The sequence below is a fragment of the Pandoraea pulmonicola genome, from assembly GCF_000815105.2.
Lineage (GTDB): Bacteria > Pseudomonadota > Gammaproteobacteria > Burkholderiales > Burkholderiaceae > Pandoraea > Pandoraea pulmonicola.
The window spans coordinates 2,523,590-2,539,028 of the sequence record NZ_CP010310.2; the positions used below are offsets into that span (position 1 = coordinate 2,523,590).

Consider the following 15,439-nt stretch of genomic DNA (forward strand, 5'->3'; position numbering starts at 1 on the left):
CAGTCGACGAAGGAGAATAGATAATGCAAGTGATTCTGCTGGAAAAGGTCGTCAATCTGGGTAACCTGGGCGACATCGTGAAGGTCAAGGACGGTTTCGCACGTAACTTCCTGATCCCGACCAAGCTGGCTCGTCGTGCCACCAAGGATGCCATCGCCGAATTCGAAGTTCGCCGCGCCGAACTGGAAAAGGCCGCTGCCGAGAAGCTGGCTGCCGCGCAAGCCGAAGGCGAAAAGCTGGCTGGCCTGACCGTTCAAATCTCGCAGAAGGCCGGTGTTGACGGCCGTCTGTTCGGTTCGGTCACCAACTTCGACATCGCCGAGGCTCTGAACGGCCAAGGTTTCAAGGTCGAGAAGATGCAAGTGCGCCTGCCGAACGGCCCGCTCAAGACCGTGGGCGACTTCCCGGTCCAGGTGGCGCTGCACACGGACGTCGTCGTTGACGTGAACGTGTCGGTGCTGGGCGAGCACGCCTAAGTCGTATCCGCGTCAGCTTCCCGACGCGAATGGAAAAAACGGAAGTCGGTTCACCGGCTTCCGTTTTTTTATGCCTGTCCACCTCAAGAGCCGCCGATGCTGCCGGTTGCCGCTCAAGCACGGATTGGCCTGATCAATGCCGACCGCCTCCCGGTTGCGCGCCCGTCCCACGTACGTCTCGTTCGATAGCTGCGCCTTATGCTGCCTCCAGGGAAACTACTGAGCAAATCACGTTCGGAAAAAACATCGCGCAAGCGGGAATTCGCCGGTTCGGATCGCGATCGCGGGAACGGTATAATGCCCGGCATGAACGCGCCCGATCCCCAGCTCGATTCGCTAAAAGTGCCGCCGCACTCCATCGAGGCGGAGCAATCCGTGCTCGGCGGGTTGCTGCTCGATAACAGCGCCTGGGATCGTATCGGCGACTTCGTATCCGAGTCGGACTTCTACCGTTACGACCACCGGCTGATCTATCAGCACATCGGCCGTCTGATCGCCTCCGACCGTCCCGCGGACGTCATCACCGTCTTCGAATCGCTCACGAGCGCCGGCAAGGGCGAAGATGTGGGCGGGCTCGCCTATCTGAACGCGCTCGCACAGAACACGCCGAGCGCGGCCAACATCCGTCGTTATGCCGAGATCGTGCGCGACCGTGCGGTGTTGCGCAAGCTGGTCACGGTGGCCGACGAGATCGCCTCCGACGCCTTCAACCCGCAGGGCAAGGAAGTGCGTCAGATGCTCGACGAGGCCGAAGCCAAGGTCTTCGCCATCGCGGAAGAAGGCTCGCGCAGCACGAGCGGCTTTCTCGAACTCCAGCCGCTGCTCACCCAGGTGGTGGAGCGCATCGACGAGCTCTATCATCGCGAAGGCGGCAGCGACATCACCGGCATTCCGACCGGCTTCGTCGATCTCGATCGCATGACGTCGGGCTTCAATGGCGGCGACTTGATCATCGTCGCCGGCCGTCCGTCGATGGGTAAGACGACCTTCTCGATGAACATCGGCGAGCACATCGCCGTGGAAGAGGGCTTGCCCGTTGCCGTATTCTCGATGGAAATGCCGGGCACCCAGCTGGCCATGCGTATGCTGGGCTCGGTCGGGCGCCTGGATCAGCATCGCCTGCGTACCGGCAAGCTGGTCGACGAAGACTGGCCGAAGCTCACGCACGCGATGCAGAAGATGAACGAGACGCAGTTGTTCGTCGACGAGACGCCCGCGCTCAACCCGATGGAACTGCGTGCGCGTGCACGACGCCTGGCGCGGCAGTGCGGCAAGCTCGGGCTGATCATCATCGACTACCTGCAGCTCATGAGCGGCTCGGGCGGCGGCGAAAACCGCGCGACCGAGATTTCCGAAATCTCGCGCTCGCTCAAGGGCCTGGCCAAAGAGCTGAACGTGCCGGTCATTGCGCTCTCGCAGCTCAACCGCAGTCTCGAGCAACGTCCGAACAAGCGCCCCGTGATGTCGGACCTGCGTGAATCGGGCGCTATCGAACAGGATGCCGACATCATCCTGTTCATCTATCGCGACGAAGTTTACAACCCCGATACGCCCGACAAGGGCACGGCCGAGATCATTATCGCGAAGCAGCGTAATGGCCCGATCGGTCACGTGCGTCTGGCGTTCATCGGTGCCTATACCAAATTCGACAATCTGGCCGGTCCCCAATACTGATACGCAAATTTGGGCCTGTGTGAGTCGGCTTGCGGCGACGCATGCCTGCACAGGGTAGAATGTGACGTTTTTGTGTCGACCAGTTCCCTCTCAATACCCGGAGTTTTCCAATAATGTTCGGTCGCTTCATGCCCACCGAGGGCAAGTTCTTTGAGCTGTTCAACCAGCATGCGGCATGCATGGTTGCCGGCAGCCGCGAGCTGTCTGCCATGCTCAACGATCTGCCCAATGCCGAGGCACGCACCGTCGCCGTGCAGAACAACGAGAAGAAAGCGGATCGCATCACGCACGAGACCATCGACCTGATGCACAAGACGTTCATCACGCCGTTCGATCGCGATGAGATCCACAAGTTGATCAGCACGATGGACGACATCCTGGACCTGATGGAAGACGTCGCCACGGCCGTCTGGATGTACGACATCAAGCGTGTGCCCGCCGAGGCCCGCACGCTCGGCGAGATCTGCGTGAAGTGCTGCGAACGCGTGCAAAGCACCGTGGCGCTGCTCAACGACATGGATCGTGCGCGCGACATCCTCAAGCTGTGCGAGGAAATCGACGGGCTCGAGTCGGAAGCGGATCGTCTGCTGCGCGCCTCGCTCTCGAAGCTGTTCCGCGAAGAGAACGACGTGAAAGAGCTGATCAAGCAGAAGGCCGTTTCGGAATTGCTCGAGTCGGTGACCGACAAGTGCGAGGACGTTGCCAATATCATCGAAGGCATTGTGCTGGAAAACGCCTGAGCGCCTGAGCGGAGATTTTCGATGGCAACGCTGCACATCAGCCTTTGGCTGGTCGGACTCTTGGTCGTACTGGCGCTCCTGTTCGACTTCATGAATGGCTTTCACGACGCCGCTAACTCCATCGCCACGGTGGTGTCGACGGGCGTGCTCAAGCCGCATCAGGCGGTGGCTTTTGCCGCCATGTTCAACATCATCGCGCTGTTCGTCTTTCACCTGAAAGTGGCCGCGACGGTGGGCAAGGGCACGGTCCACCCGGAGATCGTCGATCACTATGTGATTTTCGGCGCGCTCGTCGGGGCGATCGCCTGGAACATCATCACTTGGTATTACGGCATTCCGTCGAGCTCGTCGCATGCGCTGATCGGCGGTCTGGTCGGCGCGGCAGTGGCCAAGGCGGGCACGGGCTCGCTCGTGGCGAGCGGCCTGCTGCAGACGGTGGCCTTCATTTTCGTGTCGCCGCTGCTCGGCTTCGTGCTCGGGTCGTTCTTCATGCTCGTGGTGTCGTGGCTGTGCTTCCGCACGCCGCCCGCCCGGGTGGATCGCTGGTTCCGTCGCCTGCAACTGGTCTCGGCCGGCATGTACAGCCTCGGACACGGCGGCAACGACGCGCAGAAGACCATCGGCATCATCTGGATGCTGCTGATCGCCGCCGGTCTGTGGCCGCAGGAAGCGGCCGAGCCGCCGCTGTGGGTGATCGTCGGCTGCTATCTGGCCATCGGTCTGGGCACCATGTTCGGCGGCTGGCGCATCGTGCGCACGATGGGGCAGAAGATTACCAAGCTCAAGCCGGTCGGCGGTTTCTGTGCCGAGACGGGTGGCGCCTTCACGCTGTTCTTCGCATCGTGGCTGGGCGTGCCGGTGTCGACCACGCACACGATCACGGGCGCCATCGTCGGCGTCGGTGCGACGCAGAAGCTCTCGGCGGTGCGCTGGGGCGTGGCAGGGAACATTGTTTGGGCGTGGATTCTGACGATTCCGGCTTCGGCATTCATTGCCGCCATCGCCTGGTGGGTCGGCAAGCAGTTCCTGTGATTTCGGGTGCATATGAGCCGTCTTGTGGCGGCGCATGGACGAAATGAAAAGCGGCTTCGGCCGCTTTCTTCATGTCCGCGTTCGGGCGCGGTTCGCATTGACTCGGTGTATCGCCGTCATCGGGAGAATTCATTTCAATAGAAAATTGCGATTGACTATCATATAGTCATAGTATTTTTGAGAAAACGCCGGAGGCCGATATGACCGCATTGTTCACTCATTCCCTGCGCCGCCGCCCACTAGCCACACTCATGGGCGTGGCGATCAATGTCGGCGGTGCTGCGACCCTGCTGGCGCATCTGCACCGGTAAGGGCAAAGCTGCGATGGAAGCACAAAAAAACACGCCAGACGCATTCGCGCGCCTGGCGTGTTTTGCATTCTTGCGACTCTCTTGCGGTGTTTACATCGAACTATTGGCGAAGCGGGCGATGGGATCGTCTTCCGGGGCGGGCGGCGCGCTCAACCGCGCAGTGTTGCTCGCAGACGTGGCTTGCGGCGTGTCGAGCGGTGACGGCGTCGCTGTCGTCAGGGGGCGATTGAGCGGGGGCGCCGCAACGGGTTGGGCCTGTGCCACGCTGGCGGGTGCCGAGCGGTTCACGTACGTCGTATTGCCCGCCGGCGCCTTGTTGGCGGCGACCCGGCGGATACCGTCGATGCGGCGCGCCCAGTAGGGGATGTAGAGGCTTTCCAGGCGCACGGTGCCACCCGAATTGGGGGCGTGCACGAATTTGCCCTGACCGACGTAGATGCCCACGTGCGAATGCGCGCGTCCCGTCGTATTGAAGAAGATCAGGTCGCCGGAGGCGAGGTCGTCGCGATCGAGCGACGTGCCGACACTGCTCATGTCCGCGGTGGTGCGTGGCAGGTTGACGCCGGCAGCTCGCGCGACGACGTAGCGCACGAGGCCGCTGCAATCGAAGCCGGAATCGGGCGTGTTGCCGCCGTAGCGGTAGGGGATGCCGACGAGGCTCATCGCCTCGAGCGTGATCTCTTCCTGTCCCGCACTGTTCTCGGGCCCCATGGTGCGATTGCCATAGTTCGTACTGCTGCCTTGGCGGACCGATGGGCCCGAGGAGCATGCCGCGACCAGCAGGGTAATCGCGAGCACGGTGGCGCAGCGCGATGACGTACGCAGCAGTCCTGCCGAGGATGTCAGGCGGCGGGCAGGGGCGGCGTCGTGACCGAGGGAGCGGGCAAGAGAGCGAGGCATGCGGAGAGGGCGCTGGATTCGCATGCGCCGAGTTTACGACGCTTATCGGACGAATGCACCGCAGAAGTGCCGAAATACGGACGTTTTGTGGCATCGATGTCACAAACGCGCCGTTTTTCGGGTGATTTCACCGTTCAGACGCCGTGATCACTACGTCCGTCGCGTGAGATCGATGAAAAAACGGCGCCCGAAGGCGCCGTCGTCGTAGCGATCAAGCCGGTGCGCTCAGAGGATTTCCGCCGCGTAATCGGCCAGCCGCGAGCGTTCGCCGCGCGCGAGCGTGACGTGCCCGCTATGACCCCAGCCCTTGAAGCGATCCACCACGTAGGTGAGGCCCGAACTGCCTTCGGTCAGATACGGCGTATCGATCTGCGCGATGTTGCCCAGGCAGACCAGCTTGGTGCCGGGACCAGCGCGCGTGACGAGCGTCTTCATCTGCTTCGGCGTGAGGTTCTGCGCCTCATCGATGATGACGAACTTGTTCACGAACGTGCGTCCGCGCATGAAGTTCATGCTCTTGACCTTGAGTCGCGAGCGAATCAGCTCTTGCGTGGCCGCACGGCCCCATTCGCCGGCGGAGTCGTCGGTCTTCTGCAGGACTTCGAGGTTGTCGTCGAACGCCCCCATCCACGGCTGCATCTTCTCTTCCTCGGTCCCCGGCAGGAAGCCGATATCCTCACCGACGGGCACGGTCGCGCGCGTGATGATGATCTCGTTGTAGCGCTTCTCGTCGAGCGTCTGCGCCAGCCCGGCGGCGAGCGCGAGCAGCGTCTTGCCGGTGCCTGCCTGACCGAGCAGGGTGATGAAGTCGACCTCGGGATTCATCAGCAGGTTCAGCGCGAAGTTCTGCTCGCGGTTGCGTGCCGTGATGCCCCACACGTTGTTCTTGTGGTGCCCGTAGTCACGCAGCGTCTGCAGCAGCGCCGTCTTGCCGTTGATTTCGCGGACCTGCGCGTAGAAGGGCGCTTCGCCGTTGTTGGTCTCGAGATAGACGAACTGGTTGATGAGGAAGCTCGCGCACAGCGGGCCGGTGATCCGGTAGAACGTGGTGCCGGTACGGTTGTCCTGCCAGCTCTCCATGCCCTTGCCGTGCTTCGTCCAGAAGTCCGGCGGCAGCGCCATCACGCCCGAGTACAGCAGGTCGCTGTCCTCGAGCACCTTGTCGTTGAAGTAGTCTTCCGCCGGCAGCCCGAGCGCATGCGCCTTGACACGCATGTTGATGTCCTTCGACACCAGCACGACCTGACGATCGCGGAACTTGTCCTGCAACGCGCGCACGACGCCAAGAATCTGGTTGTCGGCCTTGCTCTGCGGCAAGCCTTCGAGCGGCGGCACTTCGGGCAGATCGGTCTGGAAGTACAGACGACCCGTGGCGTCCTTGTTGCCGAGGCGGGACAGCGGAATGCCTTCCGCCATCGACTTCGTGCCGCTCTCCGCGACCAGCCCGTCGAGCGTGCGGCTCACCTGACGCGCGTTGCGCGCCACTTCCGACATGCCCTTCTTGTGATTGTCGAGCTCTTCCAACGTCATCATCGGCAGATAGACGTCGTGCTCTTCGAAGCGGAACAGGCTGCTCGGGTCGTGCATGAGCACGTTCGTGTCGAGTACGAAGAGCTTGGCCGGCTCCTGGTCCTTGTTGCGTGCACGTTTCGAACCGGCGCCCGGGGCCGTCGTCTTCACGGATTTGAGCGACGTGGCGGCGTCATTCGAACCGGTGGGCGCGGGCGTTTGCGGCGAACGTGCGACGGGTGACGGCTGTGCTGCAGTCTGCGTCACCGCGGGTGTCTTGGGAACGACCTTCAAATCGGCCGCACCAGCGGCGCCGGACGTGTCGCCCAGCGCGTGTTGTTCAGAAGTGGGGATCGGTTTCTTGGCCTCCGTGCGCGAAGGTTTGAGGCGAGTGGGGAATTGATCCGGGGCAAGCAGCGTGCCCGGTTTGGTCGGCGCCGATGGCAATGGCATAGATTTCCCGTTCAAGAAAACACAACACTACTCGGCCGGGACATACAACGGTACAACACGTCCCGGCAACAAAAAAGCCGCCTGCCCGGACGCACCGGAGAGGCGGCTTGGCTGAAGGCGCCGCCTTGGCGACGCCTGCAATAGTCTCGTTCAATGCGCTTGATCATTACGGCCGACTATAGCGTCTCTTGCCGTGCTTGTATAGCGTCGGATGTTCGCATGGGCGGCCATCGTACAACACGTCGGCCGCACCAGGTACGCGAGGTTTGGGGGCCGCCGGGCAGCGCTCAGAGCGCCTGGACGGTTGCGAGTACTTCGTCGACGTGATCGGGCACGCGCACGCCGCGCCACTCCTTGCGCAGCACGCCTTTCTCATCGATCAGAAACGTGCTGCGCTCGATGCCCAGATGTTCCTTGCCATACAGCTTTTTCAACTTGATGACACCGAACAATTTGCACACCGCTTCGTCGGCATCCGAGATGAGCGGGAAGGGCAGGCCGAGCTTCTTCTGGAAGTTCTCGTGCGAGCGCAGGCTGTCGCGCGATACGCCGACGATTTGCGCGCCGGCGGCCTGGAATTGCGCGTAGCTGTCGCGGAAGTTCATGCCTTCCGTGGTGCAGCCCGGTGTGTTGTCCTTCGGGTAGAAGTAGATCACCACTTTCTGGCCGCGATGCGCCTTGAGCGAAAAATCGCCGCCGGTGGCCGGTGCGGTGAATTCGGGCACGGCGGTGTCGATGGCTACCGTCACTATGGTCTCCTTGGATGGCCTTGCCAGGCCGGAACGGGGAAGCGGGTTACAAGCAGGCTGGAAGCGAATTGGATGCGGGTTCAGGCAGCCGCCTGGCCCTCGAGAATCAGATCGCCCGAGCGGCCCGGAATCTCTCCCCACACGACCGGACGCGCCGGTAGCGAGGCAAGATCGAGCGACGCGTACAACTGGCCCATCGTCACCAGGTCGTGCCCCTGACGACGCCATCCGGCCAGCAACCGGCGGAACAGCGGGGCCAGCTTCTGCCCTTCGAGTTCTGCGTGAAGCGTGAACACGTGATCTTGCGCCGGATCGCGGGTCAGGGCAAGCAGATGCTCCGCCACACCCTCGATGTCGCGACCGTCCACGCCGAGCAACTCGTCGACCGTCGGCAGTGTGGTGGGCATCTGCACGTGTTGCAGACGCACGCCGTCGACGATCGGGTAGTGTGGGGCATTGCCGCGGCCGTCAGACGCATACTTCATGCCCCAGGCGTCGATCTGGCGAAATGCGTCGTTGTTCATCTGCCACCCGGCGGCGCCATGGGTGAGCGGTGGGGCGCCGAAGATCTGCGTGAAGCGGGCATGCGCCTGCGACATCTGGCGCTGCGTCCACGCGGCGTCGCGCGTGCGCACGTTGTCCTGCCAGTAGGTGTGGTCCCAGGTGTGGATGCCGGTCTCGTGGCCGGCCGTCTGCACGGTGCGCATGACGTCGGCGGCGCGTCGGCCGATGTCCGGCCCGGGCAGCAGCGTGCCGTACATAAGTGTCTTGAAGCCATAGTGCTCGACCACCGAGGTGCGCGAGACCTTCTTCAGGAAACCCGGGCGGAAAACGCGCTTGAGCGCCCACCCGGTGTGGTCCGGCCCGAGGCTGAACAGGAACGTCGCCTGAGCCTGGTGCTCGGCCAGCGCGGCGAGCAGATTGGGCACGCCTTCGCGCGTGCCGCGCAAGGTGTCGACGTCGATCTTCAGGACAATCTTGGCCATAGCCGTCCTTGATTGCGGGTATCGGCAGCGTGCTGCCCGATCCCTCCGTTTCCGAGTCAAAAACGCCCGATGCGCCGAGGGCGCACCGGGCGTGCCGTGCGATGTGCCGCCCGCGGCGCCGAAGCGGCGGGCGCGCGCGTTACTCGACCAGGCGGCGAGCTTCCGCGACGTGGCCGCGATACGCTTCGAAAATCTTGCGCAGCGCGTCGTCCATCGACGTGGTCGGCGCCCAGCCGAGTTCCTGCATGGTGTTCTCGATCTTCGGCACGCGATTCTGCACGTCCTGGTAGCCGTTGCCGTAGTAGGCGCCCGACGACGTCTCGACGAGCTGAACCTTCTTGGCGGTCTCGGCGTACTCGGGGAATTCGGCGGCCAGCTTGAGCATCATGTTGGCCAGCTCGCGCACCGAATAGTTGTTCTTCGGGTTGCCGATGTTGTAGATCTTGCCGCTGGCAACGTTGTTCTTGTTGTCGATGATGCGCACGAGCGCGTCGATGCCGTCGTCGATGTCGGTGAAGGCGCGCTTTTGCGAGCCGCCGTCGACCAGGCTGATGTTCTCGCCGCGGGCGATGTGGCCCAGGAACTGCGTGACCACGCGCGACGAACCTTCCTTCGGCGTATAGATCGAGTCGAGGCCGGCGCCGATCCAGTTGAACGGACGGAACAGCGAGAAATTCAGACCTTCCTGCATGCCGTAACCCCAGATCACGCGATCCATGAGTTGCTTCGAGCAGGCGTAGATCCAGCGCGGCTTGTTGATCGGGCCGTAGATCAGCGGCGAGTTTTCCGGATCGAACTCGCCGTCGGTGCACATGCCGTAGACCTCCGAGGTCGACGGGAACACCAGGTGCTTGCCGTACTTCACGGCCGAGCGCACGATCGGCAGGTTCGCCTCGAAGTCGAGTTCGAACACGCGCAGCGGCGCCTTCACGTAGGTGGCCGGCGTGGCGATGGCGACCAGCGGCAGGATCACGTCGCACTTGCGGATGTGGTACTCGACCCACTCCTTGTTGATCGTGATATCGCCTTCGAAGAAGTGCATGCGCTCGTGGTTCACCAGATCGCCGAGGCGATCGGTGAGCATGTCCATGCCATAAACTTCCCAGTCGGTCGTCTCCAGGATGCGCTTCGACAGATGGTGGCCGATGAACCCGTTGACACCGAGAATCAGGACTTTTTTCATATTGCGGTCAGTGATTTAGCTGGGAAAACCGGTCCGGCGTGACAGGCTTGCCGTCCAGTAATAGTTCATGAATGACGATGGCGTTCGCGTCGCCGCAAACGCCGAGGATCGCATTATCCACTACTTGCAGTCCGCAGGGCAAACCGGCAGGCGCGGGCGCGCGGGACAGGCGGGCGCGGGTGACGACCCAGCGGCGTCCGGCGCTTTCGGTGAATGCGCCCGGGTAGGGCGGTGCCACGGCGCGAATCAGGTTGTAGACCTCCTGGGCAGGCTTCGACCAGTCGATGCGGCCGTCTTCCGGCTTGCGACCGCCGAAGTAGCTGCCTGCGCCGAGATCGTTGAGGCGCCGCTCAGCAGTCCCTGCGAGCAGGCCCGGCAGGCAGTGCCAGAGCGTCTGCTCGGCGGCGACGGTGACCTTTTCGAAGACTTCGCCCGCCGTGTCGTCCGGCAGGATCGGCACGGACGTCTGGTCGACGATGGCGCCGGCATCGGGCTTGAGGGCCATTTCGTGCAGCGTCGCGCCCGTTTCCGTTTCGCCGTTCAAAACCGCCCAGTTCACCGGCACGCGGCCACGATATTTCGGCAGCAGTGAGCCGTGCATGTTGAAAGCGCCGCGCGGGGCGATCTCCAGCACCGGCACGGGAATCATGTGGCGGTAATAGAACGAGAAGATGAAGTCCGGCGCCACGGCGCGGATGCGCTCGGCAAGCGCCGGGTCGGCCGGGTCGTCGGGCGTGACGACCGGAATGCCGTGCTCGGCGGCCACTGCGGCGACGCTGCCGAACCAGATGTTCTCATTCGGGTTGTCCTGGTGGGTGACCACGAGGGCAACGTCGACGCCGCGCGCGAGCAGCACCTGCAGGCAGCGCACACCGACGTTGTGATACGCGAAGACGACAGCTTTGATGCTCATGAGGTGTGCGACCCCAGTTCCTTGGCGCCGGTCGTGTGGCTCGCACCGCCGACCGTCTTGTCGGCATGGCCCGACGGCGCCGGCTGGTTTTCGAGCACGGCCTGCACCAGATAGCGCGGGCGCTGACGAACCTGCTGGTAGATGCGGCCGATGTACTCGCCAAGCAGCCCCATGCCGAACAGGATCACACCGAGCAGACAGAACGTGACGGCAAACAGCGTAAACACCCCTTGAACCTCCGAACCAAAAATGAAGCGGCGGGCCATCAGCACGACGAACAGCACGCCCGACGCGGCCGACAGCGTGATGCCCACGCCCGAGAGCCATTGGAGCGGCACCACCGAAAAGCCCGTGACCAGATCGAAATTGAGACGGATCAGGCTGTAGAGCGAGTACTTCGACTCGCCGGCGAAGCGTTCCTCGTGCGCAACGTCCACTTCCGTGGGGTTTTGCGCAAACGTATAGGCCAGCGCCGGGATGAATGTGTTGATTTCGCGGCACTGGTTGACCGTGTCGACGATGTGGCGGCTGTAGCCACGCAGCATGCAGCCCTGGTCGGTCATGCGAATGCGCGTGATGCGCTCGCGCAGACGGTTCATCGCGCGCGAGGCATTGCGGCGGAACCACGTGTCCTGACGGTTCATGCGCACCGTGCCGACGTAGTCGTGACCGGCGGCGAGCTGATCGACGAGCTTGCGGATTTCCTCCGGCGGGTTCTGCAGGTCGGCGTCGAGGGTCACGACCCATTCGCCGCGCGTGTGCTCGAAGCCCGCGAGAATCGCCATGTGCTGGCCGTAGTTGCCGTTGAACAGCACCACGCGCGTCACGTCGGGACGCTGGCGCTGCTGCTCGGCCAGGATCGCCGCGGAGCGGTCGCGGCTGCCGTCGTTGACGAACACCACTTCGTAAGGCACGCCCAGCTTGTCGAGTGCCGGGTACAGCCGAGCGAAGAGCGCGGCGAGGCCGGCCTCTTCGTTATAAACCGGGATGACGACGGAGAGTTGGGGAGAAGTCATTTTTGATGGTCGGCGCAGATGGCATTGACGGCTTCGCAAACGCGCGCGACGTCGGCATCCGTCATGGCGGGGAATAGGGGGAGCGTGAGAATCGCGCGGCCCAGTCGTTCCGTGTGCGGGAACTGACCCTCCCGGAAACCGAGCGCGCGATACATGGTAAACAGGTGGATGGCCGGGTAGTGCACACCGCTGCCGATGTTGCGGGCCTTGAGCTTTTCCATGAACCCGGCGCGGTCGATCGTCAGACGCTCGAGCGGCAACTCGACCTGGAACATGTGCCAGTTCGAGTTCGTGAAGTCGGCAGGCGGCAGGCCGAGACCCAGCGCCACGGCGGGGCCGCCGGCAAGCGTGTCGAAATACAGGCGCGCGAGTTCGGCGCGGCGGGTATTGAATGCCGCCAGGTGCGGCATCTGGCCGAGGCCGACGCGGGCGGCCACATCGGTCAGGTTGTACTTGCCGCCGAGCACGTCGACGTCCATGCCGTCGAAGCCGGTGCGGGTCACGCCCTGCAGACGGTACTTTTCGGCCAGACGCGCTTCGTCCTCGTTGTTGAACACGAGTGCGCCGCCTTCGATGGAGGTCAGATTCTTGTTGGCATGGAAGCTGAACGACACGAGGTCGCCGAACGATCCGATGCGCTTGCCGCCCCACGTCGAGCCCATGGCTTGTGCCGCATCTTCGATCACGCGCAGTTGATGGCGGCGGGCGATGTCGTAAAGGCGGTCCATGTCGAGCGGCAACCCGGCGAGATAGACGGGGATGATCGCGCGAGTCTTCGGCGTGATCGCCTTTTCGAGTCGGTCGAGGTCGAGGTTGCGCGTGGCCGGATCGACGTCGACGAATACGGGCGTGGCGCCCACTTCCAGGATCACGTTGGCCGTGGCGACCCACGACAGCGGGGTGGTGATGACTTCGTCGCCGGCCTGCACGCCGGCCAGACGCAGGCCGATTTCCAGCGTGGCGGTGCCCGAGTTGAAGGCGCGCACCGGACGCCCGCCGAAGTACTCCGAGAGGGCCTTCTCGAAGGCCTGCACTTGCGGACCCGAAGTGATCCAGCCCGAGCGCAGCACGTCGGCCACGCCGGCGATCGTCGCGTCGTCGATGCTCGGCCGCGTGAACGGCAGGAACGGTTGATTCGGTTGGGAGGTTGCCGAGTCGCTCATGATGTAGGTCAAAGCCTCAGGTAAGCATTACGAATGCGCCGGCGCTTGCCGCCGCGCGTTCTTCGATTCCGTTGCCATCGGGCAGGGCCGCCCGATGCGTTTTAGCTGCGCGCAAGAATATAGACGCCAACAAGGATGATGCCGATGGCCACGATACGTTGCATCGACAGGGTTTCGCCAAACAGGTACCAGGCAGCGATCGCGTTCACGACGTAGCCCAGCGAGAGCATCGGGTAGGCGATCGAGACTTCGACGCGCGAGAGCGCGAGAATCCAGACGACCACGCTGATGGCATAGCAGACCAGCCCGCCCATGATCGGCACTTGCGTTGCAAGCTTGATGCCGATGGGCACGATGTTGGCGCGCGTAAATTCCAGTGCGCCGATGGAGCCCGCACCTGCCTTGAGCAGCAACTGGGCGCAGGCATTGAGCAGCACGCCCGTGAGAATAAGTGAAAACGTGGCGAGATTCATGGAACGTTTGTGAACGTTTGTGAACAATTATGGACGTCGTAAGTTGGCGTTTCCGTCCGTTCATCCGTCTGTCGCGAGTTGCCGGCACGATCGCGCCGGTGGATCGCACCGGCTGAGCATCGAACCGGCGATTGAAACGGAGGGACGAGCGATAAAAGCGCTATTTTACGTTGTCTTCAGGCAGGGGTTTCGAGATTACGACGCGTCGGACGTCGCGGGCGACGATTCGCATCGGTAAATGTGCGGCTTCGAGCTTGCCGAACGTGTCCGGATCGACCAGGGCAAGCGCTTTCGGGTCGGCTCGCCAGCGGGCGCAGAACGCGTCGAGCGTCGGTAGCCACTTCTGCGGTTCCTGCTTCACGCCAAACTCCAGTTCATCCGGATGCTGCACCATGATCATCGTGTGCCCGAGGTAGTAGGGCATGGTGTGATCGAGCACGTTCACCGAATAGAACGGCACGTCGGGTCCGAGGCGCCGCATCTCGGCCTTGACGGCGGGCACCAGCAGCACGCCGGTGCTCTGGCGCCCGAACACCTCGTGGCCCAGGCCGCCGATCGTTGCCAGCAGCAGCATCGAGCCGGCGAACGTGAGCAGCGCCCGGCGCGCACTGTGCCGTGCCAGACGCCACGCCACGAGCGTGCCGGCCAGGCCGGCGCCCAGCGCGAAGTACAACCAGATCTGAAACGTCTTGTACAGCTCGTTCGGATTGCGCACGCTGCCGGCGCGACCCACGAAGATGGCCACCATGACGAGCGCGGCAATCAGGAAGATCGCATAGCCGGCCAGATGCCCACGCACGGTGTCGCGACGCAACTGGGCCAGATACAGGCCAAGGAGCAGCGCCATGGCCGGGGCGATCGGCAGCAGGTACGAGATCAGTTTCGAATGCGAAGCGCTGAAGAACAGGAAGATGAAGACCGACCACACCCACAGCATGAGCGCCGGGGCGAAGCCGTTGGGCTGACGCGGCATGCGCAGCGTCGCGCGCACCGTGCCCGGCAGCACCGACAGCCACGGCAGGAAGCCCACGAGGAAGACGGGCACGAAATACCACGGCGCGCCGTCCCGGTTGTGGCCTTCCATCGCGAAACGGCGGAAGTGTTCGTTGATGAAGAAGAAATCGAAGAATTCGGGGTTGCGCATCTCCACCAGCACGAACCAGGGCGCGGCGATCGCGAGGAAGACGATCAGACCGCTGCCCAGGTAGAGGCGGCGCCACAGCGCCCAGTCTCGTGCAATCAGCGTGTAGAGCACGAGCACGGCGCCCGGCAGCACGATGCCCACGAGTCCTTTGCTCAGCACCGCGAGCGCCATGGCCGCCCAGCACACCCACATCCAGCCGCGCACGGCGGGGCGGGCCAGTCCCGGACGCTGCGCGAGCAGCAGGGCGCACAGGGACAGTCCCATGAAGAAGGACAGCCCCATGTCGAGCACGTTGAAGTGCCCCAGCAGCGACCACAGCGGTGCGCTCGCGAGCGCGGCGGCGGCGAAGAGCCCCACGCGGGCGTTGAAGAGGCGTCGGCCGGTAAAGCCGATCATCAGCACGCCGGCGAAGCCGGTGAGGGCCGTCCACAGACGCGCCTGCCATTCGCCCAGCCCGAAGGCCGCGAACGTGAGCGCGTTCATCCAGGTCTGCAGCGGGGGTTTCTCGAAGTACTTGTAGCCGTTGTAGCGCGGCGTGATCCAGTCGCCCGTGACCCACATCTCGCGCGCCATTTCGGCATAACGGCCTTCGTCGCTCGCGATCAGGTGACGGTAGTCGAGCACGCCGAACCACACCAGCGCGAACGCCAGGAGCAGCAGCCAGAAGGCGGCGGGGGAGAGCGGGTACGACACCGCGGCGGTGCCGGAAGCATGGGA

14 protein-coding genes are annotated in these 15,439 nt (G+C 63.5%); 4 read left to right on the top strand and 10 right to left on the bottom strand.

The genetic code is table 11. The features are described 5' to 3' along the window. Nucleotides 1–23: 23 nt before the first annotated feature. The 4 genes from rplI (at nt 24) to RO07_RS11175 (ending at nt 3,922) form a co-directional block, all read left to right on the top strand. Nucleotides 24–476 (top strand): 50S ribosomal protein L9, encoded by a 453-nt coding sequence (rplI, locus tag RO07_RS11160; RefSeq protein WP_039410740.1) that lies wholly within the window; start codon nt 24–26, stop codon nt 474–476. A gap of 306 nt (nt 477–782) precedes the next feature. Then, entirely contained in the window at nt 783–2,150 is a 1,368-nt protein-coding gene (locus RO07_RS11165; protein WP_039415097.1) for a replicative DNA helicase, read from the top strand. A gap of 113 nt (nt 2,151–2,263) precedes the next feature. Then, on the top strand, nt 2,264–2,890 hold the full coding sequence (locus tag RO07_RS11170; RefSeq protein ID WP_039410743.1) for a DUF47 domain-containing protein: 627 nt from the start codon (nt 2,264–2,266) through the stop codon (nt 2,888–2,890). Between the two features lie 21 nt (nt 2,891–2,911). Further along, nucleotides 2,912–3,922, top strand: a complete 1,011-nt coding sequence (locus RO07_RS11175; RefSeq protein ID WP_039410745.1) for an inorganic phosphate transporter — start codon at nt 2,912–2,914, stop codon at nt 3,920–3,922. 401 nt (nt 3,923–4,323) lie between these two features. Here RO07_RS11175 and RO07_RS11180 read toward each other — a convergent pair whose 3' ends face one another. The 10 genes from RO07_RS11180 to RO07_RS11225 form a co-directional block, all read right to left on the bottom strand. Continuing rightward, a complete protein-coding gene (locus RO07_RS11180; RefSeq protein WP_052267201.1) occupies nt 4,324–5,133 on the bottom strand; it encodes a C40 family peptidase in 810 nt (269 codons plus the stop codon). Between the two features lie 225 nt (nt 5,134–5,358). Continuing rightward, nucleotides 5,359–7,095 carry a PhoH family protein gene (locus RO07_RS11185; protein WP_039410747.1) on the bottom strand — a complete coding sequence of 579 codons (1,737 nt, stop codon included), beginning with the start codon at nt 7,093–7,095 and terminating at the stop codon, nt 5,359–5,361. 287 nt (nt 7,096–7,382) lie between these two features. Next, nucleotides 7,383–7,844 (bottom strand): peroxiredoxin, encoded by a 462-nt coding sequence (locus RO07_RS11190; RefSeq protein ID WP_039410750.1) that lies wholly within the window; start codon nt 7,842–7,844, stop codon nt 7,383–7,385. An 80-nt stretch (nt 7,845–7,924) separates the two neighbouring features. Then, nucleotides 7,925–8,830 (bottom strand): polysaccharide deacetylase family protein, encoded by a 906-nt coding sequence (locus RO07_RS11195; RefSeq protein ID WP_039410752.1) that lies wholly within the window; start codon nt 8,828–8,830, stop codon nt 7,925–7,927. 139 nt (nt 8,831–8,969) lie between these two features. Further along, nucleotides 8,970–10,013: a bifunctional UDP-4-keto-pentose/UDP-xylose synthase gene (locus RO07_RS11200; protein WP_052267202.1), complete on the bottom strand. Its 1,044-nt coding sequence runs from the start codon at nt 10,011–10,013 to the stop codon at nt 8,970–8,972. A 7-nt stretch (nt 10,014–10,020) separates the two neighbouring features. Beyond that, nucleotides 10,021–10,926, bottom strand: coding sequence for a formyltransferase (locus RO07_RS11205; RefSeq protein ID WP_039410754.1), 906 nt, complete (start codon nt 10,924–10,926; stop codon nt 10,021–10,023). Further along, nucleotides 10,923–11,942 (bottom strand): glycosyltransferase, encoded by a 1,020-nt coding sequence (locus RO07_RS11210; RefSeq protein WP_039410756.1) that lies wholly within the window; start codon nt 11,940–11,942, stop codon nt 10,923–10,925. The genes RO07_RS11205 and RO07_RS11210 overlap by 4 nt, the downstream gene beginning before the upstream one ends. Further along, entirely contained in the window at nt 11,939–13,105 is a 1,167-nt protein-coding gene (locus RO07_RS11215) for a DegT/DnrJ/EryC1/StrS family aminotransferase (RefSeq protein ID WP_039415105.1), read from the bottom strand. Before RO07_RS11215 ends, RO07_RS11210 begins: the two co-directional genes overlap by 4 nt. A 101-nt stretch (nt 13,106–13,206) precedes the next feature. Continuing rightward, a complete protein-coding gene (locus RO07_RS11220) occupies nt 13,207–13,578 on the bottom strand; it encodes an SMR family transporter (RefSeq protein WP_039415107.1) in 372 nt (123 codons plus the stop codon). 160 nt (nt 13,579–13,738) lie between these two features. Continuing rightward, nucleotides 13,739–15,415, bottom strand: coding sequence for an ArnT family glycosyltransferase (locus RO07_RS11225; RefSeq protein WP_039415110.1), 1,677 nt, complete (start codon nt 15,413–15,415; stop codon nt 13,739–13,741). Nucleotides 15,416–15,439 lie beyond the last annotated feature (24 nt).

Coding starts and splice junctions, on each gene's coding strand:
- rplI (WP_039410740.1), top strand. CDS start 24: ATGCAAGTGATTCTGCTGGAAAAGGTCGTCAATCTGGGTAACCTGGGC.
- RO07_RS11165 (WP_039415097.1), top strand. CDS start 783: ATGAACGCGCCCGATCCCCAGCTCGATTCGCTAAAAGTGCCGCCGCAC.
- RO07_RS11170 (WP_039410743.1), top strand. CDS start 2,264: ATGTTCGGTCGCTTCATGCCCACCGAGGGCAAGTTCTTTGAGCTGTTC.
- RO07_RS11175 (WP_039410745.1), top strand. CDS start 2,912: ATGGCAACGCTGCACATCAGCCTTTGGCTGGTCGGACTCTTGGTCGTA.
- RO07_RS11180 (WP_052267201.1), bottom strand. CDS start 5,133: ATGCCTCGCTCTCTTGCCCGCTCCCTCGGTCACGACGCCGCCCCTGCC.
- RO07_RS11185 (WP_039410747.1), bottom strand. CDS start 7,095: ATGCCATTGCCATCGGCGCCGACCAAACCGGGCACGCTGCTTGCCCCG.
- RO07_RS11195 (WP_039410752.1), bottom strand. CDS start 8,830: ATGGCCAAGATTGTCCTGAAGATCGACGTCGACACCTTGCGCGGCACG.
- RO07_RS11200 (WP_052267202.1), bottom strand. CDS start 10,013: ATGAAAAAAGTCCTGATTCTCGGTGTCAACGGGTTCATCGGCCACCAT.
- RO07_RS11205 (WP_039410754.1), bottom strand. CDS start 10,926: ATGAGCATCAAAGCTGTCGTCTTCGCGTATCACAACGTCGGTGTGCGC.
- RO07_RS11210 (WP_039410756.1), bottom strand. CDS start 11,942: ATGACTTCTCCCCAACTCTCCGTCGTCATCCCGGTTTATAACGAAGAG.
- RO07_RS11215 (WP_039415105.1), bottom strand. CDS start 13,105: ATGAGCGACTCGGCAACCTCCCAACCGAATCAACCGTTCCTGCCGTTC.
- RO07_RS11220 (WP_039415107.1), bottom strand. CDS start 13,578: ATGAATCTCGCCACGTTTTCACTTATTCTCACGGGCGTGCTGCTCAAT.